Genomic DNA, 14,786 nt, shown 5'->3' on the forward strand with positions numbered 1-14,786 from the left:
GATACTCCGGGAGGGGCATGATGACCAGCGTCTCGATTCATCCTTCGGTAGACAGTGGTATAGCGCGTGGCGGTGCGGAGAGCTTTCAGGGCGGAACCCTTGAATGCCACTGCGCCAGCGACAAGGTGACCGTGGACGTGGCTGCGCAGACCGCGCACAACCACGCCTGCGGCTGCAGTAAATGCTGGAAGCCGGAAGGCGCGACGTTTTCGGTGATTGCGGTGGTGCCGCGCGACAAGGTCACGGTGACCGCGCATGCGGAAAAGCTCAAGATCGTCGACGAAAGCGCGGCGATCCAGCGGCATGCGTGCACCGGCTGCGGTGTGCATATGTTCGGTCGCATCGAAGACAAGGGGCACGCGTTTTACGGTCTGGACTTCATCCATACCGAGTTATCGCAGCAGTCGGGCTGGTCGCCGCCGGGCTTTGCGGCGTTCGTGTCCTCCATCATCGAAACCGGCACGCCGCCGGCGGACATGGACGGCGTGCGCGCGCGTCTCAACGAGCTCGGGCTGACCCCGTACGACTGCCTGTCGCCGGGATTGATGGATGCGCTGGCCGCCAACGTGGCACGCAAGAAAGGTTTGCTGCACTGATCGTCCAACCCCGCGGCCGGCGCTCGTGCCGGCCGCGGGTTTTTATCGAAGGAATCTCATGGAACGTATCGAACACCATGCCTGTTTCGGCGGCTGGCAAGACGTCTACCGGCATCAGTCGCAGAGCTTGAACTGCAGCATGCAGGTCGGCGTCTATCTGCCCCCGCAGGCCGCCGATGGCCCGTTACCGGTGCTGTACTGGCTGAGCGGGCTGACCTGCACCGAGCAGAACTTCATCAACAAGGCCGGCGCGCAGCGGTATGCGGCCGAGCATGGCGTGATCCTCGTCGCGCCCGACACCAGCCCGCGTGGCGACGATGTGGCCGACGCGGATGGCTACGACATCGGCAAGGGCGCCGGCTTCTATGTCGACGCCACCGAGCAGCCGTGGGCGGCGCATTACCGCATGTACAACTATGTGGTGAACGAATTGCCGGCATTGATCGAAGCGCAGTTCGCCACCACCGGTGCGCGCGCGATCAGCGGCCACTCGATGGGTGGCCACGGCGCCTTGACCATCGCGTTGAAGAATCCGGGCCGCTATCGCAGCGTGTCGGCATTCTCGCCGATCGTCGCGCCCAGCCAGGTGCCATGGGGCGAGAAGGCGTTCGGCCAATACCTGGGGGCGGACCGCGCAGCGTGGCAAGCGTACGACGCCACCGCGTTGATTGCACAGGCACAGGAGCGCCTGCCGCTGTTGATCGATCAGGGCGATGCCGACGAATTCCTTGAGAACCAGCTGAAGACGCCGCTGTTTGAACAGGCCGCCAAGGCCGCCGGTTATCCGGTCACGGTGCGGCTGCAGCCCGGTTACGACCACAGCTATTACTTCATCGCCAGCTTTATCGGCGAACACATCGCGCACCATGCCGCGGCGTTGCGTGGTTGATCGGCTGGTCGAGTGCGCGGTAGGTGCGTGGTATGCGATGGTGGATGGTGGTGCGCATTGCGTTACCTTGCATTGCCGCGCTGCCGTGTTGCGTGGGCCGCGGCATGAGTAAAGCGTCGAATTGACCTCCCTGCTCCCCTCCGGAGAAGGTGCCCCGCAGGGGCGGATGAGGATACGGCGAAGCTTGGTAGAGCGCGTAGGTCGGCCGGTAGAGCAGCCGATCTGCGGCGTGGCTGCAGGGCCCTTGCCCGCCCACCCTCGCGGGACACGCCGCAAGTACGTCCGTGTAGGCTCTTACGCGGCATCCATGCCGCGTAAGGTCCCGCGACGGTGAGCGGGCAAGGACCAGGCGAGATGGTCGGTGTGCTGGTGCAAGCAGAGCATGGCGTACCGTTGTTTGGATAACGGCGTCCTGTCAGCTTTTCAATACAGCGCATTCAACAGGCAGGCTTCAACACAACGCCCTGCAAACTTCCTGGTAAGGCGCGCAAGCAGCCTTTTCGCATCTGAAGTCTGCGTCGACCAGCTGCGTCACATCATTATCTTGTCGGCTATCGCCATTGCCACAAACCAAGAACGGCTAACGCACTACCTGCGCCGCAAGCTTGCCCAATCGGCGCATCGCGCGCTCCAGCGTGTCGCTCCATGGCTGGCCGCAGGTCAGCCGCAGGTGATCTGCGTAGTCGCCACGGCTGGAGTACAGATGACCGGGCGAGGTGCCGATGCGTTCTGCCAGCGCGGCCTCGAACACGGCCTGGCCGCTACCGCCGTCGGGCAACTGCAGCCATAGCGATAACCCGCCTGCCGGGTCGCCCACGCGCGTGCCTTCCGGCCAATGCCGCACGATGGCATCGCGCAGCCGCTGCCCGTTGTCGGCCAGGGTGCGGCGCAGCTTGCGCAGATGCCGTTCCAGATCGTGTTGCGCCAGGTAGTCGGCCAGTGCCAGTTGCGGCAGGCTGGCGCTGCCGACGGTGGAAAAGTACTTGGCGCGCACCAGGGCGTCGGTCCAGTCGCCACCCAGCAACCACCCCACCCGCAGGCCGGGCGAGAGCACCTTGGAGAACGAGCCGCAGGTGATCACGTTGGCATGGGTATCGAAATGGCGCAGCGGACGTGGACGTTGGCCCGACCAATCCAGTTCGCCGTAGATATCGTCTTCGATCACCACGGTGCCATGGCGTGCGCAGCTGTCGAGCAATGCGCGCTTGGCGCTGTCGGGCGTGAGGCTGCCGCTTGGATTGTTGAAGTTGGGAATCAGCACTGCCGCACGCACCGGCGTGCGCTGCAACAGCGTATCCAGACGCGCGACATCGATACCCTGGCCGGGACGGTTGGGTACCTCCAGCACCTTCAGGCGCAGTGCCGCCACCGCCTGCAGGATGCCGTGATACGTGGGCGTTTCCACCAGCACCACATCGCCTGGTGCGGTGAGCGTGCGCAGCGCCAGGCTGATCGCCTCCATCGCGCCGGCGGTGATCACCACCTCTTCTGCGTCGACGGTGGTTGCGCAGTGTGCATAACGTTGTGCGATCTGCCGGCGCAGTGCGGGGTGGCCTTGTGGTGGTGCGTAATCCAACGCCGCCGTGCGCTGGCGACGCAGCTGCCGCGACAGGGCTGCGGCCAGTTGCGCGGTGGGCAATAACGCAGGCGCGGGGGTGGCAGTGTGCAGCGGCACCAGGTCGGTACGCGCCAAGGTGTCGAGTACGCGCTGCAAGGCGGGGTTGTCGACCATGCCCGGTTTGCGCCGACGTGGGACGGGTGCGGCGGCCGGCAATGCAGGCGCCGCACTGCGCACGAAGTAGCCCGAGCGCGGGCGCGCTTGCACGCGCCCCTCGCGTTCCAGTTGCAGGCAGGCCTGCACGGCGGTGGCGGTGCTGATGCCATGGTTGGCGGCCAGTTGCCGGATCGAGGGCAGGCGCTCGCCGGCACGCAGGGTGCCGCCTTCGATCTGCTGCCGCAGCTGCCTGGCCAGCGATTCGTACAGCAGCATCTGCGGGCGCCTTCCATCTGTATTGGTCAATTTGCAGCGTATCTGAATCTGTGATGGTCGGGTAGCACGTTGCAGACTGGCCGTGCCCGGTGAGTACGCCAGGTATCTTCCCTTCTGTGAGGTTGGCTGTGCTGCTTCCTGTGTTTATCGTCGATGCGTTCACCACGCTGCGTTTCAAGGGCAATCCGGCAGCCGTGGTACCATTGCAGGCCTGGTTGCCGGAGCCGGTGATGCAGGCCATCGCCAGCGAACACAATCTTTCGGAGACCGCCTTCTTCGTTCGCGACGACAGTGGCGTATTCGACATCCGCTGGTTTTCTCCGCTCAAGGAGGTCGGCTTCTGCGGGCATGCGACCTTGGCCAGCGCGTTCGTGATCGCGACGCACCAGCTGGCGGCGTTTCCACTACGCTTGCGTGCGCCGGCTGTCGGTGAGATCGCCGTTGCCAGGATGGATGAGCGCAGCTTCGAGCTGCGCTTTCCCAACCAGGAGCCGTCGCTGCTGCAAGTAGTGCCGCACGCGTTGTCTGAGTCGTTATCGATCGCGCCCCACGCTGTCTATGCGAACGCGCAGGCGTATATCGCCGTCTACGCCGACCAAGCACAGGTGCGTGCGGTGACGCCGAATCTGGGCCGGATGCTGGCACTGGCGCCGCGCGATGTGGCGGTCACCGCGCCAGGCCTTGAGCATGATTTTGTTTCTCGCTACTTCTGGCCCTGCAACGGCGGTAGCGAAGATCCGGTTACCGGATCGATTCATGCCGCGCTTGCGCCGTTGTGGGCGCAGCGGCTGGGCAAGACGCAGCTCACCGCGCTGCAGGCCTCCGCGCGTGGCGGCGAACTGCAGTGCCGGGTCGAGCCGCGGCATGTCTACGTGCGCGGCAGCGCTGTCCAGTATCTGCAGGGAACCATTGCGCTATGAGCAGTCCTCTATCCGTGCATGCAGTATCGGCCGGCGCTGGGCGACGGGCGGTCTGGCAATTGCTGGTTGCCGAAGTCCTGATCGGTTCGGTCGGCGTGTTCGTCCACGAAAGCGGGCAGGATCCGGTGACGGCGGTGTTCTATCGCTGCCTGTTCGGGGCGCTGTTTCTTACCGTATGCGGCTTGGTCGGTGGACAGCTACGAGGGCTGTTGCGCGAGCGTGCGCTGTTGCGCGATGCCATCGTCAGCGGTGTGCTGCTGGTGTTGAATTGGGTGGCGTTGTTCGCCGGCATGGCGCGCTCGTCGATCGGCGTGGCGACCATGGTCTACCACGTGTTTCCGTTCGTGATGTTGCTGCTGGCCGCGCTGGTGCGAGGCGAGCGCACGCGGCGTGCCGATCTGGGCTGGACGTTGCTGGCATTCGTCGGCGTGGCCTGCTCGGCAAATCCGGCGCGGTTGTGGCAGGCGGCCGACCGTGGCTATCTGATCGGCATTGCACTCACGCTGTTGGCGGCGCTGCTATGCGGTGCGTCGCTGCTGATGTCGCGCCGTATCAGCCGCGAGCGGCCGCTGGCGGTGGTGACGGTGCAATGCTGGGTCGGCACGTTCCTGCTGGCCGGGTTTTCCAGCAGTGCGGCGTTGCATCCGGGTGTGCACTGGCTGTGGCTGGCGGGCCTGGGCGTGATCCACAGCGGCATCGTCTATGTGCTGTTCTATTCGTCCTATCGCCATCTGCATGTGGCCACGATTGCGGTGCTGGCGTTCGTGTATCCGCTGGTGACGCTCCTGCTTGACTATCTGCTCTATGGCCACGCATTGGTGCCGGTGCAGTGGCTGGGCCTGGCGCTGATCGTGGTGGGCACACTGGCGGTGAATCTGAAATGGCGCTGGCCGCGGCGTGTGGCAGACAGCGCACCGGCCTGAGCGACGTTGTCGCCGCGTCGTGCACGCGGCGGCCGTGGAACTCAACGCACGTCGCGCAGTTCCCAGTGGTGCCCTGCCAGGGCCTGCATGCGCTGCTTGAGCAGGTCGCCGGGGATGCTGGTGGTGGCGACCAGGTCCACACGCAGATCGCCCTGCTTGCCGGTAACCGTGGCCGATGGATCGGTCACGCCCAGGCTGGGGTCCACCGCGTCCGGGTCGGCCTGCAGCTGGCGCCAGCGATCGAACCAGGCCGGATCGCGCAAGGCGGCCTGCAACTGTTCGGCAAAGGCCTCGGCACCATGGGCACTAAAGCTCACGCTCGCATCGCCGCCGCGGGCGAGCTTGGGGTCGGGCAGGCTGATCGAGTAGCTGACAGGCATGTGCAAAGACTCTGATGGATGACTTCGGTACGTTAGTGCAGCGGCGGTGAGCGCTCCGTCGACAGGTGTGGACACGTGGGAGCCTCCAGGTGCGGCGTCACGGCTTGTTTCGCGAGCGGGGAGGGCGCTGTGTGCTCGCCTCGCCAGGTTTTGACGGCATCTGGTGAGCGAGGCTGCGAGTCGGAATCCCGGTTGTTTTTGTGTATTAGGACATTTGGGGCGTAGGTGGCGCGGATAGGTCTGCTGTAGAGCGGTTGATCTGCGGCTTTTTAGCAGGGCCCTTGACCGCCCACCATCGCAGGACACGCCGCAAGTACGTCCTTGTAGGCTCTTACGCGGCATCCATGCCGCGTAAGGTCCCGCGACGGTGGGCGGGCAAGGACCAGTCCAGATAGTCGGTGTGCACGGGCGAGCAGGGCGTGGCATGCAGTGTTTGCAGCATGGCCAATCAGTTGCCAAGACGAGCCGAGCAATCGGCAGGCTTTCGATAAAGCAATCTCAGAACGTCCTGGTGCGGTGACCTTGCCGGTTCCGGGACCCTTGGCGGCATGGATGCCGCCAAGGAGCCTCCATGGACGGATCTACGGCGTGTCCCGGAAGTGGTGAGGGCACCGCGCCCTCGACCAACGAGGCTCTGCTCCAACCTCATAACGCCCTGACTCAAAACCTGGTCGTCCTGAGTTGGGACTAGAGGCGGAAGTTGCCCGGAAACGACTGCATAGCGTGGAGACGTGACTGCAGACCGTCGCCACACAGCATTTATGCGGAATTTACGCGGCGGCTGTCGCAGGTCCATAGCGACTTTACGCAGCCCGGGAAGACACTGCGCGGGTTGGCGGAGCGGTTCCGCCGTGGACGATTCCGATGCATCCCTTGACCTGTCTGCTCCATCGCCGCTGCGCGCGCGGTGCGGCAGCGCTTTGCCTTGTCGGCCTGCAGACGCTGCATGCGCCGTCGCATCTCGCATCCATCGCGCCGCGTTGCGCGCGCCTCGGGGAGTAGCCGACATGCCTGCCTGGTTGTCCCTGTTGTGCGGCGTGGCCGTACTCGTTGCCGCCGCGTACCTGTTGTACGTGGTCCTGCGCCCCGAAGACTTCTGATGCGAGTGCGCTCCAATGATTGAAACTCTCCTTGTCTACGCGCTGGCCATCGTGCTGGCCTGGCCCCTGGGCCGTTATCTGGCAGCGGTGATGCGCGGCGCCCCGATGCGTGGCGACGTGCTGTTCGGCTGGATCGAACGGCCGTTGTATGCGTTGCTGGGTACCCGCCCGCAGCAGGGGATGTCGTGGCGTGGGTATGCGGTAGCGTTCCTGCTCAGCAACCTGGTTGTCGGCCTGCTCACCTGGGCAGTGTTCATGACCCAGGCGTGGCTGCCGTTCAACCCGGACGCCATCCCGAACATGCGCTGGGACACCGCGCTGCACACCATGGTGTCGTTCGTCACCAACACCAATCAGCAGCACTACTCAGGCCAGGCGCAGTTGTCGTATTTGGCGCAGATGACCGGCATCGTCGGCCTGCAGGTAGTGACGCCGATGATGGGTCTGGCATTGGCGGTGGCGACCTTGCGCGCATTGTTCGGTGGGCGAGCCGTTGCAACTGTGTCCGACGCCTTGCCGGCATCCAATGCGACGGCCAGCGCCAAGCCACGGGTGGCCGGGCTGGAAGAGCCGGAGATCGTCACGCCGCGCCCGGGGCGGCAGCAGTCGGCTACCGGATTGGAGGCATTGCCGGAGGCCGACGTCGGCAATTACTGGGCGGATGTGATCCGCGCCAGCGTGCGTGTGTTGCTGCCGCTGTGCCTGCTGTGGACCGTGCTGCTCGGCTGGCAGGGCGTGCCCTCCACGCTGCAGGGTGCGGCCACCGCCGCACCGCTGGACAGCAGCGCCGGCATGTCCAAGCAGACCATTCCGGTCGGGCCGGTTGCGGCGATGGTCGCGGTCAAGCAGCTCGGCACCAACGGTGGCGGCTGGTACGGCCCCAACAGTTCGGTGGCGCTGGAAAATCCCACGCCGCTGAGCAACCTGCTGGAGACCTTGGCGCTGGTGCTGTTGCCGATGAGCGTGGTGTTCATGGTCGGCTATCTGACCGGGCGCAAGCGTCTCACCGCGCTGGTATTCGGCACCATGCTGACGATGTCGGTCGCATCCACCGCGCTGTTGCTGTGGTCCGAAGCGCATTCGGCCAGCGCCGGCTCGGCTGCCTTGATGGAAGGCAAGGAGGTGCGTGTCGGCGCGGATGCGTCTGCGTTGTGGGCGGCCTTGACCACGCAGACCTCCAACGGCTCGGTCAATGCGATGCACGATTCGCTGGCGCCGTTGAGCGGCCTGGTCACGCTGGTGGACATGCTGATCAACGCGATCTGGGGCGGCATCGGCTGCGGCCTGCAGCAGTTCGTGGTGTATCTGCTGCTGAGCGTGTTCCTGGCCGGTTTGATGACCGGGCGCACGCCGGAGTTGTTCGGCCGCAAGATCGAAGCGCGCGAGGTGCAGTTGCTTGCGCTGCTGATCCTGCTGCAGCCATTGGTGGTGCTGGGCTTCACCGCAGTGGCGCTGGCGGTGCCGGCATTTACCGCCAATTCCAATCCCGGCTTCCATGGCATCAGCCAGGTGTTCTACGAGTACACCTCGGCCTTTGCCAACAACGGCTCGGGTTTCGAAGGCCTGGGCGATGCGACGTACTGGTGGAACCTGAGTTGCTCGGCGGTGCTGGCACTGGGCCGCTATCCCGCGCTGATCCTGCCGCTGATGGTTGCCGCGCGCATGGCGGTGAAGCGGCGCGCGCCGGAATCGGCCGGCAGCTTGCAGGTCGAAACGCCAACCTTCGCGCTGACCCTGATGGCGATCGTGCTGGTGCTCACCGTGCTGCAGTTCATGCCGGCACTGGTGCTGGGTCCTATCGCTGAACACCTCGCCCTGGCGGCGTCCTGAGAGTTTGAGCAATGTCTACGATCGATACGACTGAAAAACGCGCGCGCGGTGACGCGGCGTTGTTCGACGCCGCCGTGCTGGTGGCGGCGATGCGCGCGGCCTTCCTCAAGTTGGCGCCGCGGCATCTGCTGCGCAGCCCGGTGATGGCGGTGGTGATGGGCGGCACGCTGCTGGCGGCGGTGATCACCGCCAGCGGGTATGGCAATGCCGGGTTTGGCTGGGCGGTGACGGCGATCCTGTTCGTCACCGTGCTGTTCGGCAATTTCGCCGAGGCCATCGCCGAGGCGCGCGGGCGTGGGCAGGCCGCATCGCTGCGCCGTGCGCGCAAGGATCTGGTCGCCCGCCGGGTGGAAACCGCACTCGGCGGCCGCGAGACCCGCGTGCCGGCGGCAGAGCTGCGCCCGGGCGACTACGTGATGGTGTCCGAAGGCGAATTCGTCCCGGCCGATGGCGAGATCGTGCGCGGCGTTGCAACGATCAATGAAGCGGCGGTCACCGGCGAATCGGCACCGGTACTGCGCGAGGCCGGCACCGATCGCAGTGGCGTGATCGGCGGAACGCGCGTGCTCTCCGACGAGATCGTGTTCAAGGTCACCGCCGAGCCGGGGCATAGTTTCCTGGATCGCATGATCGCCTTGGTGGAAGGCGCGAACCGGCAGAAGACGCCGAACGAAATTGCGCTCACCTTGTTGCTGGCGGCGATGACGCTGACCTTCCTGATCGTGGTGGCCTCGCTGCCGGCGATCGCCGGCTTCGTCGGCGTCACGCTGGACCCGCTGTTGCTGATCGCGCTGCTGGTGTGCCTGATCCCGACCACCATCGGCGGGCTGTTGCCGGCAATCGGCATCGCCGGCATGAACCGCGCGCTGTCTGCCAATGTGCTGGCCAAATCCGGCAAGGCGGTGGAAGTGGCCGGCGACGTGGACGTGCTGTTGCTCGACAAGACCGGCACCATCACCTACGGCGACCGGCAGGCCACCGCGTTCCATCCGCTGGCCGGCATCGACCGTGCGCAGCTGCGCGATGCGGCAATGCTGGCCTCGCTGGCCGACCCGACGCCGGAAGGCAAATCCATCGTCAAGCTGGCACGCCAGCAGGGCGCGGTGGCGGTCGAGCCGGAGGGCGCGCATTTCATCGGCTTCACCGCGCAGACCCGCATGTCTGGCGTGGATCTGGCCGGGCGCAGCATCCGCAAGGGTGCCGGCGATGCGATCGTGGCCTATGTGCAGGCGCAGGGCGCCACGGTGTCGCCGGAGTTGAACGGCCGCATCGAAGAAGTCGCGCGCGGCGGCGCCACCCCGCTGGTGGTGGCCGAAGGCCGGCATGTGCTGGGCGTGGTCGAGCTGAGCGATGTGGTCAAGCAAGGCATCAAGGAAAAGTTCGCGCAGCTGCGTGCGATGGGCATCAAGACGGTGATGATCACCGGCGACAACCCGCTCACGGCCGCCGCGATTGCCGCCGAAGCCGGCGTGGACGACTACATCGCCCAGGCGCGCCCGGAAGACAAGCTGGCCCGCATCCGTGCCGAGCAGGCCGGCGGGCGGCTGGTGGCAATGGTCGGCGACGGCACCAACGATGCGCCGGCGCTTGCCCAGGCCGACGTGGGCCTGGCGATGAACTCCGGCACGCAGGCGGCCAAGGAGGCCGGCAACATGGTCGATCTGGATTCGGATCCGGCCAAACTGCTGGCGGTGGTCGAAGTGGGCAAGCAGCAGCTGATCACGCGCGGTGCGCTGACCACGTTCTCGTTGGCCAACGATGTGTCCAAGTACTTCGCGATCCTGCCGGCGCTGTTTGCCGCGGCGATTCCGTCGATGGCCGCGCTCAACGTGATGCAGTTGTCCAACCCGCGGCATGCGGTGCTGGCGGCGTTGATCTTCAATGCGCTGATCATCCCGGCATTGATTCCGCTGGCGTTGCGCGGCGTGCGCTTTCGTCCGTCCAGCGCCACGGCGCTGCTGCGCCGGAACATGCTGATGTACGGCGTGGGTGGCGTATTGCTGCCGTTTGCCGCGATCAAGTTGATCGACCTGGCGCTTGTCGCCACTTTGGGGAACTGAGTCATGACGATTTCTTCGAAAGCCGGTCAGTCCACGGCGCAGCCGTTGCGCGACGACGGCGCCCTGCGCGGGGCGGTGATGCTGGCGTTGTTCATCCTGCTGGGCCTGGGCCTGAGCTATTCGCTGGTCGCCACCGGCATCACCGGTGCGCTGTTCCCCGCGCAGGCGCACGGCTCGTTGCTGCGCGATGACACGCGTGTGGTCGGCTCGGCCCTGGTGGCGCAGCCGTTTGCCGACGCGCGCTACTTCCAGCCGCGCCCCTCGGCGGCCAAGTACGACCCGAGCGCGGCGGCCGGCAGCAACCAGGCGCGTTCCAATCCCGACCTGCAAAGCCGCATTGCCGCCACGCGCGCCGAGGTGGCTGCACGCGACGGCTTCGCACCGGAGGCGGTCCCCGCCGAGCTGATCACCCAATCTGGCAGTGGCCTGGATCCACACCTGAGCCCGGCCGGCGCCCAGGTCCAGGTGCGCCGCGTCGCCGCCGCGCGCGGCTGGCCGGAACAGCGCGTGGCCGCGCTGGTACAGGCCGCCACCGAACAGCCACAGTTCGGCCTGCTCGGGCAGCCGCGGGTGAATGTGCTGGCACTGAACCTGGCGCTGGATCGCGCGGGGAATGGGGAGTCGGGAATCGGGAATGGGCCAAGGCAACAGCACTAGAGCTGTCAGCTCGCGGTAGGCTGCACCAATCCCCAATCCCGCTTCCCCAATCCCGGCCTCCATGATTGATGCCCGCACCCAACAAGCCGACGCGCTGATCGGCGAACTGCAGCGCGAACATGGCGGGCGCCTGACCGTGTTTCTGGGCGCGGCGCCCGGGGTTGGCAAGACCTACGCCATGCTGTCGCGGGCGCGCGAGCGCCTGCGCCAGGGCATGGACGTGGTGGCCGGTGTGGTGGAAACCCATGGCCGCAGCGAAACCGCGGCACTGCTGGATGGCCTGCCGCTGCTGCCGCGCACCCGCATCAACTACCAGGGCCGGGAGCTGGAAGAACTCGACCTGGACGCGTTGCTGGCGCGCAAGCCGAAGCTGGCGCTGATCGACGAGCTGGCCCATCGCAACGTGCCGGGCAGCCGGCACGAGCGGCGCTGGCAGGACATCGTGGAACTGCTCGATGCCGGCATCGATGTCTACACCACGGTCAACATCCAGCACCTGGAAAGCCTCAACGACATCGTGCTGCGCATCACCGGCGTGCGCGTGTCCGAAACCGTGCCCGATGCGGTGTTCGACCGCCTGCGCGACATCGTGCTGGTGGACCTGCCGCCGCGCGAACTGATCGAGCGCCTGCAGCAGGGCAAGGTGTATCTGCCCGAGCAGGCGACACAGGCCTTGCAGGCGTTTTTCTCGCCTTCCAACCTCACCGCGCTGCGCGAGCTGGCGATGCAGACCGCGGCCGACCGCGTCGACAGCGACCTGCGCGACACCCAGGCCGCACGCGGTTTGCCGGGCACTGCCGCCTTGCGCCGCCGCGTGGTGGTGGCCATCGATGGGCGTGGCAGCTCGGATTATCTGGTGCGGGTGGCGCGGCGGTTGTCCGAACGACGCGATGCCCCGTGGACGGTGGTCACCGTGCAGACCCGCACCGTGGCCGACGCCGCCTGGCAGCTGGAGATCGACCGCGCGTTCGCACTGACACGCCGCCTGGGGGGCGATACCGCGCTGCTGCATGGTGCCAACGTCGCCGAGGCGTTGCTGGATTTCGCCGCGCAAAACGGCGTGTCCACGCTGGTGCTGGGGCGCACGCGCGAACGCCCGCTGGCGCGCATGTTCAACCGCACGCTGACCCAGCAACTGCTGCAGCGTGGCGCGCATTACGAACTGGTCATCGTCAGCTCCGCGGACGCGCGTGCACGCGCACGCCAGCGTTGGCGCAATCCGCGCCAGTGGCTGCAGCGTTACGACCTGGCGTTTGCGGCGATCGCCGCCGCTGCCGCGGTCGCGGTGGCGTGGGTGATCCAGCGCTGGACCGACATCGACGACCTGTCGATGGTGTTCATCGTCGCGGTGGTGCTGGTGGCCTCGCGCACGCGCATGGCTGCCGCGGTGATCGCCGCGCTGCTGAGTTTTGTCGCCTACAACTTCTTCTTCATCGAACCGCGCTTCACCCTGCACATCAGCGCACGCCAGGGCGTGGTGACGGTGTGCCTGTTCCTGATCGCTGCCCTGGTCGCCGGCCGCCTGGCCTCGCGCCTGCGCAGCCAGGTGCTGGCCTTGCGCGCCGCCAATGCGCATGCCAATGCGCTGCAGACGCTGGCCCGCGAGCTCAGCACCGCCGCCGACCTGGGGCAGGTGCTGGAAGCCGGCCGTCGCGCGCTGGCCACGGCCCTGGATGCCGAGGCCTGGCTGCGTCTGGAGCAACGCGAAAGCGATGCACCGGCCAGCTTCGGTGCACTCGATCGCAGCGCGGCGGACTGGACCCAGCGCCACGGTCAACCGGCCGGCCGCTTCACCGATACGCTGGCCGGCGCGCAGTGGTGGTGCCTGCCGGTGCGGCACGAACGCGGCAGCCTCGGGGTGGCCGCATTGCGCTTCCGTCAGAGCGTGCAGCGGCCCGGCCTGGAGGAGCGTCGGCTGGCCGAAGCGATGGTGGAGGACATCGGCCAGGCGGCGCTGCGCACGCGCCTGGTCGCCGATCTGGAAGGCGCGCGCGTCAGTGGCGAAACCGAACGCCTGCGCTCGGCGTTGCTGTCCTCGGTCTCGCACGATCTGCGCTCGCCGCTGGCCTCGATGATCGGCTCGGCCAGCAGCCTGGCCAGCTACGGCGATGCAATGGACGCGCAGGACCGCCACAGCCTGCTCGACACCATCCAGCTCGAAGGCGAGCGGCTGGATCGCTACATCCAGAACCTGCTCGACATGACCCGGCTCGGCCATACCGGGCTGACCTTGAAGCGCGACTGGATCGGCGTGGACGAGTTGATCGGCTCGGCCACGCGGCGGCTGCAGCGCTACCAGCCGGCGGTGCGCCTGCAACTGGATCTGGCCGCCGACCTGCCGGCGATCTGGGTGCACCCGGCGCTGGTGGAACAGGCCATCTTCAACGTGCTGGAGAATGCGGCGAAATTTTCGCCAGCCGGTGTGGCCGTCACCGTGCAGGCACGGCTGCAGGCCGGCGCCCTGCAGATCGATATCGGCGACCAGGGTCCCGGCATTCCCGAGGACGAGCGTGCGCGCATTTTCGACATGTTCTACAGCGTGGAGCGTGGCGACCGCGGCCGTCACGGCACCGGACTGGGCCTGACCATCTGCCAGGGCATGATCGGCGCGCATGGCGGCAGCGTGGAGGCGCTGGCCGGTGCCGATGGTCACGGCACCACGATCCGCATTACGCTGCCGTTGCTCGTTCCCGCCGCGCCACCTCGCCCCGATGCCGACTGACCCCACTGCCATCCCGCCTGCCCGCGTGCTGATCGTCGACGACGAGCCGCAGATCCGCCGCTTTCTCGACATCAGCCTGCGTGCGCAGGGCTACCGCGTGCTGCAGGCCGGCACCGCCGAGGAAGGCCTGGCCACGCTGGCCGGGCAGGGCGCCGAACTGGTGGTGCTGGACATCGGCCTGCCCGATCGCGACGGCCACGAGGTGCTGCGCGAGATCCGCCAGTGGTCCAACGTGCCGGTGATCATGCTCACCGTGCGCGCCGGCGAAACCGAAAAGGTCGCCGCGCTCGATGCCGGCGCCAACGACTACGTCACCAAGCCGTTCGGCGTGCAGGAACTGATGGCGCGCATCCGCGCACTGCTGCGCCAGGCCGGCGCCGGCAGCACGGTGGAAGAGAGCGTGTTCGACGACGGCCGCCTGCACATCCACCTGGGCCTGCGCGAGGTCACCCTCGATGGCGAGGCGGTGCCCTTGAGTCGCAAGGAATACGCCCTGCTCGCGCTGCTGCTCAAGCACGCCGGCCGCGTGGTCACCCAGCCGCAACTGCTGCGCGAGGTGTGGGGCCCCACCCACGAGGAAGACACCCATTACCTGCGCATCCTGGTCGGCAAGCTGCGCCAGAAACTGCACGACGATGCCGCCGACCCGCATTACATCGTCACCGAACCGGGCGTGGGTTTGCGCTTTATCGGGGTGACGCGCTGAGGCGACAACGCCA

Annotated in this window: 12 protein-coding genes; 10 read left to right on the top strand and 2 right to left on the bottom strand. The window is 66.8% G+C overall.

Annotated elements, in window-relative coordinates; translation table 11 throughout:
- Positions 1-20 precede the first annotated feature (20 nt).
- The gene (gene gfa / locus AC1PLS_RS03980; RefSeq protein ID WP_102255721.1) at positions 21-596 is read left to right on the top strand and encodes an S-(hydroxymethyl)glutathione synthase; all 576 of its coding nucleotides are present in this window, start codon (positions 21-23) and stop codon (positions 594-596) included.
- Positions 597-654: 58 nt separating this feature from the next.
- Positions 655-1,485, top strand: coding sequence for an S-formylglutathione hydrolase (gene fghA / locus AC1PLS_RS03985; RefSeq protein WP_184432101.1), 831 nt, complete (start codon positions 655-657; stop codon positions 1,483-1,485).
- 580 nt (positions 1,486-2,065) lie between these two features.
- Here the strand turns inward: fghA and AC1PLS_RS03990 are convergent.
- Positions 2,066-3,475 (bottom strand): aminotransferase-like domain-containing protein, encoded by a 1,410-nt coding sequence (locus AC1PLS_RS03990; RefSeq protein ID WP_184432099.1) that lies wholly within the window; start codon positions 3,473-3,475, stop codon positions 2,066-2,068.
- Positions 3,476-3,603: 128 nt separating this feature from the next.
- Between AC1PLS_RS03990 and AC1PLS_RS03995 the strand changes: the two genes are divergently transcribed.
- Both AC1PLS_RS03995 and AC1PLS_RS04000 read left to right on the top strand, forming a co-directional pair.
- Entirely contained in the window at positions 3,604-4,395 is a 792-nt protein-coding gene (locus AC1PLS_RS03995; RefSeq protein WP_184432944.1) for a PhzF family phenazine biosynthesis protein, read from the top strand.
- Positions 4,392-5,318, top strand: a complete 927-nt coding sequence (locus AC1PLS_RS04000) for a DMT family transporter (RefSeq protein ID WP_184432097.1) — start codon at positions 4,392-4,394, stop codon at positions 5,316-5,318. Before AC1PLS_RS03995 ends, AC1PLS_RS04000 begins: the two co-directional genes overlap by 4 nt.
- Positions 5,319-5,359: 41 nt before the next feature.
- Here the strand turns inward: AC1PLS_RS04000 and AC1PLS_RS04005 are convergent, their stop codons facing one another.
- Positions 5,360-5,698, bottom strand: coding sequence for a hypothetical protein (locus AC1PLS_RS04005; protein WP_039509881.1), 339 nt, complete (start codon positions 5,696-5,698; stop codon positions 5,360-5,362).
- 1,007 nt (positions 5,699-6,705) lie between these two features.
- On the opposite strand from AC1PLS_RS04005, the gene AC1PLS_RS04010 reads away from it, so the two are divergent.
- The 6 genes from AC1PLS_RS04010 (at position 6,706) to AC1PLS_RS04035 (ending at position 14,773) form a co-directional block, all read left to right on the top strand.
- The gene (locus AC1PLS_RS04010; RefSeq protein ID WP_006452907.1) at positions 6,706-6,798 is read left to right on the top strand and encodes a potassium-transporting ATPase subunit F; all 93 of its coding nucleotides are present in this window, start codon (positions 6,706-6,708) and stop codon (positions 6,796-6,798) included.
- A gap of 15 nt (positions 6,799-6,813) precedes the next feature.
- Positions 6,814-8,628: a potassium-transporting ATPase subunit KdpA gene (gene kdpA / locus AC1PLS_RS04015; RefSeq protein WP_481104238.1), complete on the top strand. Its 1,815-nt coding sequence runs from the start codon at positions 6,814-6,816 to the stop codon at positions 8,626-8,628.
- Positions 8,629-8,639: 11 nt separating this feature from the next.
- Positions 8,640-10,688 carry a potassium-transporting ATPase subunit KdpB gene (kdpB, locus tag AC1PLS_RS04020; RefSeq protein ID WP_039515790.1) on the top strand — a complete coding sequence of 683 codons (2,049 nt, stop codon included), beginning with the start codon at positions 8,640-8,642 and terminating at the stop codon, positions 10,686-10,688.
- A 3-nt stretch (positions 10,689-10,691) separates the two neighbouring features.
- Entirely contained in the window at positions 10,692-11,345 is a 654-nt protein-coding gene (gene kdpC, locus AC1PLS_RS04025; protein ID WP_184381301.1) for a potassium-transporting ATPase subunit KdpC, read from the top strand.
- A 61-nt stretch (positions 11,346-11,406) separates the two neighbouring features.
- Positions 11,407-14,067 carry a sensor histidine kinase gene (locus tag AC1PLS_RS04030; RefSeq protein WP_039523533.1) on the top strand — a complete coding sequence of 887 codons (2,661 nt, stop codon included), beginning with the start codon at positions 11,407-11,409 and terminating at the stop codon, positions 14,065-14,067.
- Positions 14,057-14,773: a response regulator gene (locus AC1PLS_RS04035; protein ID WP_016903095.1), complete on the top strand. Its 717-nt coding sequence runs from the start codon at positions 14,057-14,059 to the stop codon at positions 14,771-14,773. The genes AC1PLS_RS04030 and AC1PLS_RS04035 overlap by 11 nt, the downstream gene beginning before the upstream one ends.
- Positions 14,774-14,786 lie beyond the last annotated feature (13 nt).

The organism is Xanthomonas sp. NCPPB 3218, assembly GCF_056725185.1.

Bases quoted from the DNA above. Each gene is read 5' to 3' on its own strand.
- AC1PLS_RS04005 (WP_039509881.1), bottom strand. From the start codon at position 5,698: ATGCCTGTCAGCTACTCGATCAGCCTGCCCGACCCCAAGCTCGCCCGC.
- gfa (WP_102255721.1), top strand. From the start codon at position 21: ATGACCAGCGTCTCGATTCATCCTTCGGTAGACAGTGGTATAGCGCGT.
- AC1PLS_RS04010 (WP_006452907.1), top strand. From the start codon at position 6,706: ATGCCTGCCTGGTTGTCCCTGTTGTGCGGCGTGGCCGTACTCGTTGCC.
- kdpC (WP_184381301.1), top strand. From the start codon at position 10,692: ATGACGATTTCTTCGAAAGCCGGTCAGTCCACGGCGCAGCCGTTGCGC.
- AC1PLS_RS04035 (WP_016903095.1), top strand. From the start codon at position 14,057: ATGCCGACTGACCCCACTGCCATCCCGCCTGCCCGCGTGCTGATCGTC.
- AC1PLS_RS03990 (WP_184432099.1), bottom strand. From the start codon at position 3,475: ATGCTGCTGTACGAATCGCTGGCCAGGCAGCTGCGGCAGCAGATCGAA.
- AC1PLS_RS04000 (WP_184432097.1), top strand. From the start codon at position 4,392: ATGAGCAGTCCTCTATCCGTGCATGCAGTATCGGCCGGCGCTGGGCGA.
- kdpB (WP_039515790.1), top strand. From the start codon at position 8,640: ATGTCTACGATCGATACGACTGAAAAACGCGCGCGCGGTGACGCGGCG.
- AC1PLS_RS04030 (WP_039523533.1), top strand. From the start codon at position 11,407: ATGATTGATGCCCGCACCCAACAAGCCGACGCGCTGATCGGCGAACTG.
- fghA (WP_184432101.1), top strand. From the start codon at position 655: ATGGAACGTATCGAACACCATGCCTGTTTCGGCGGCTGGCAAGACGTC.
- kdpA (WP_481104238.1), top strand. From the start codon at position 6,814: ATGATTGAAACTCTCCTTGTCTACGCGCTGGCCATCGTGCTGGCCTGG.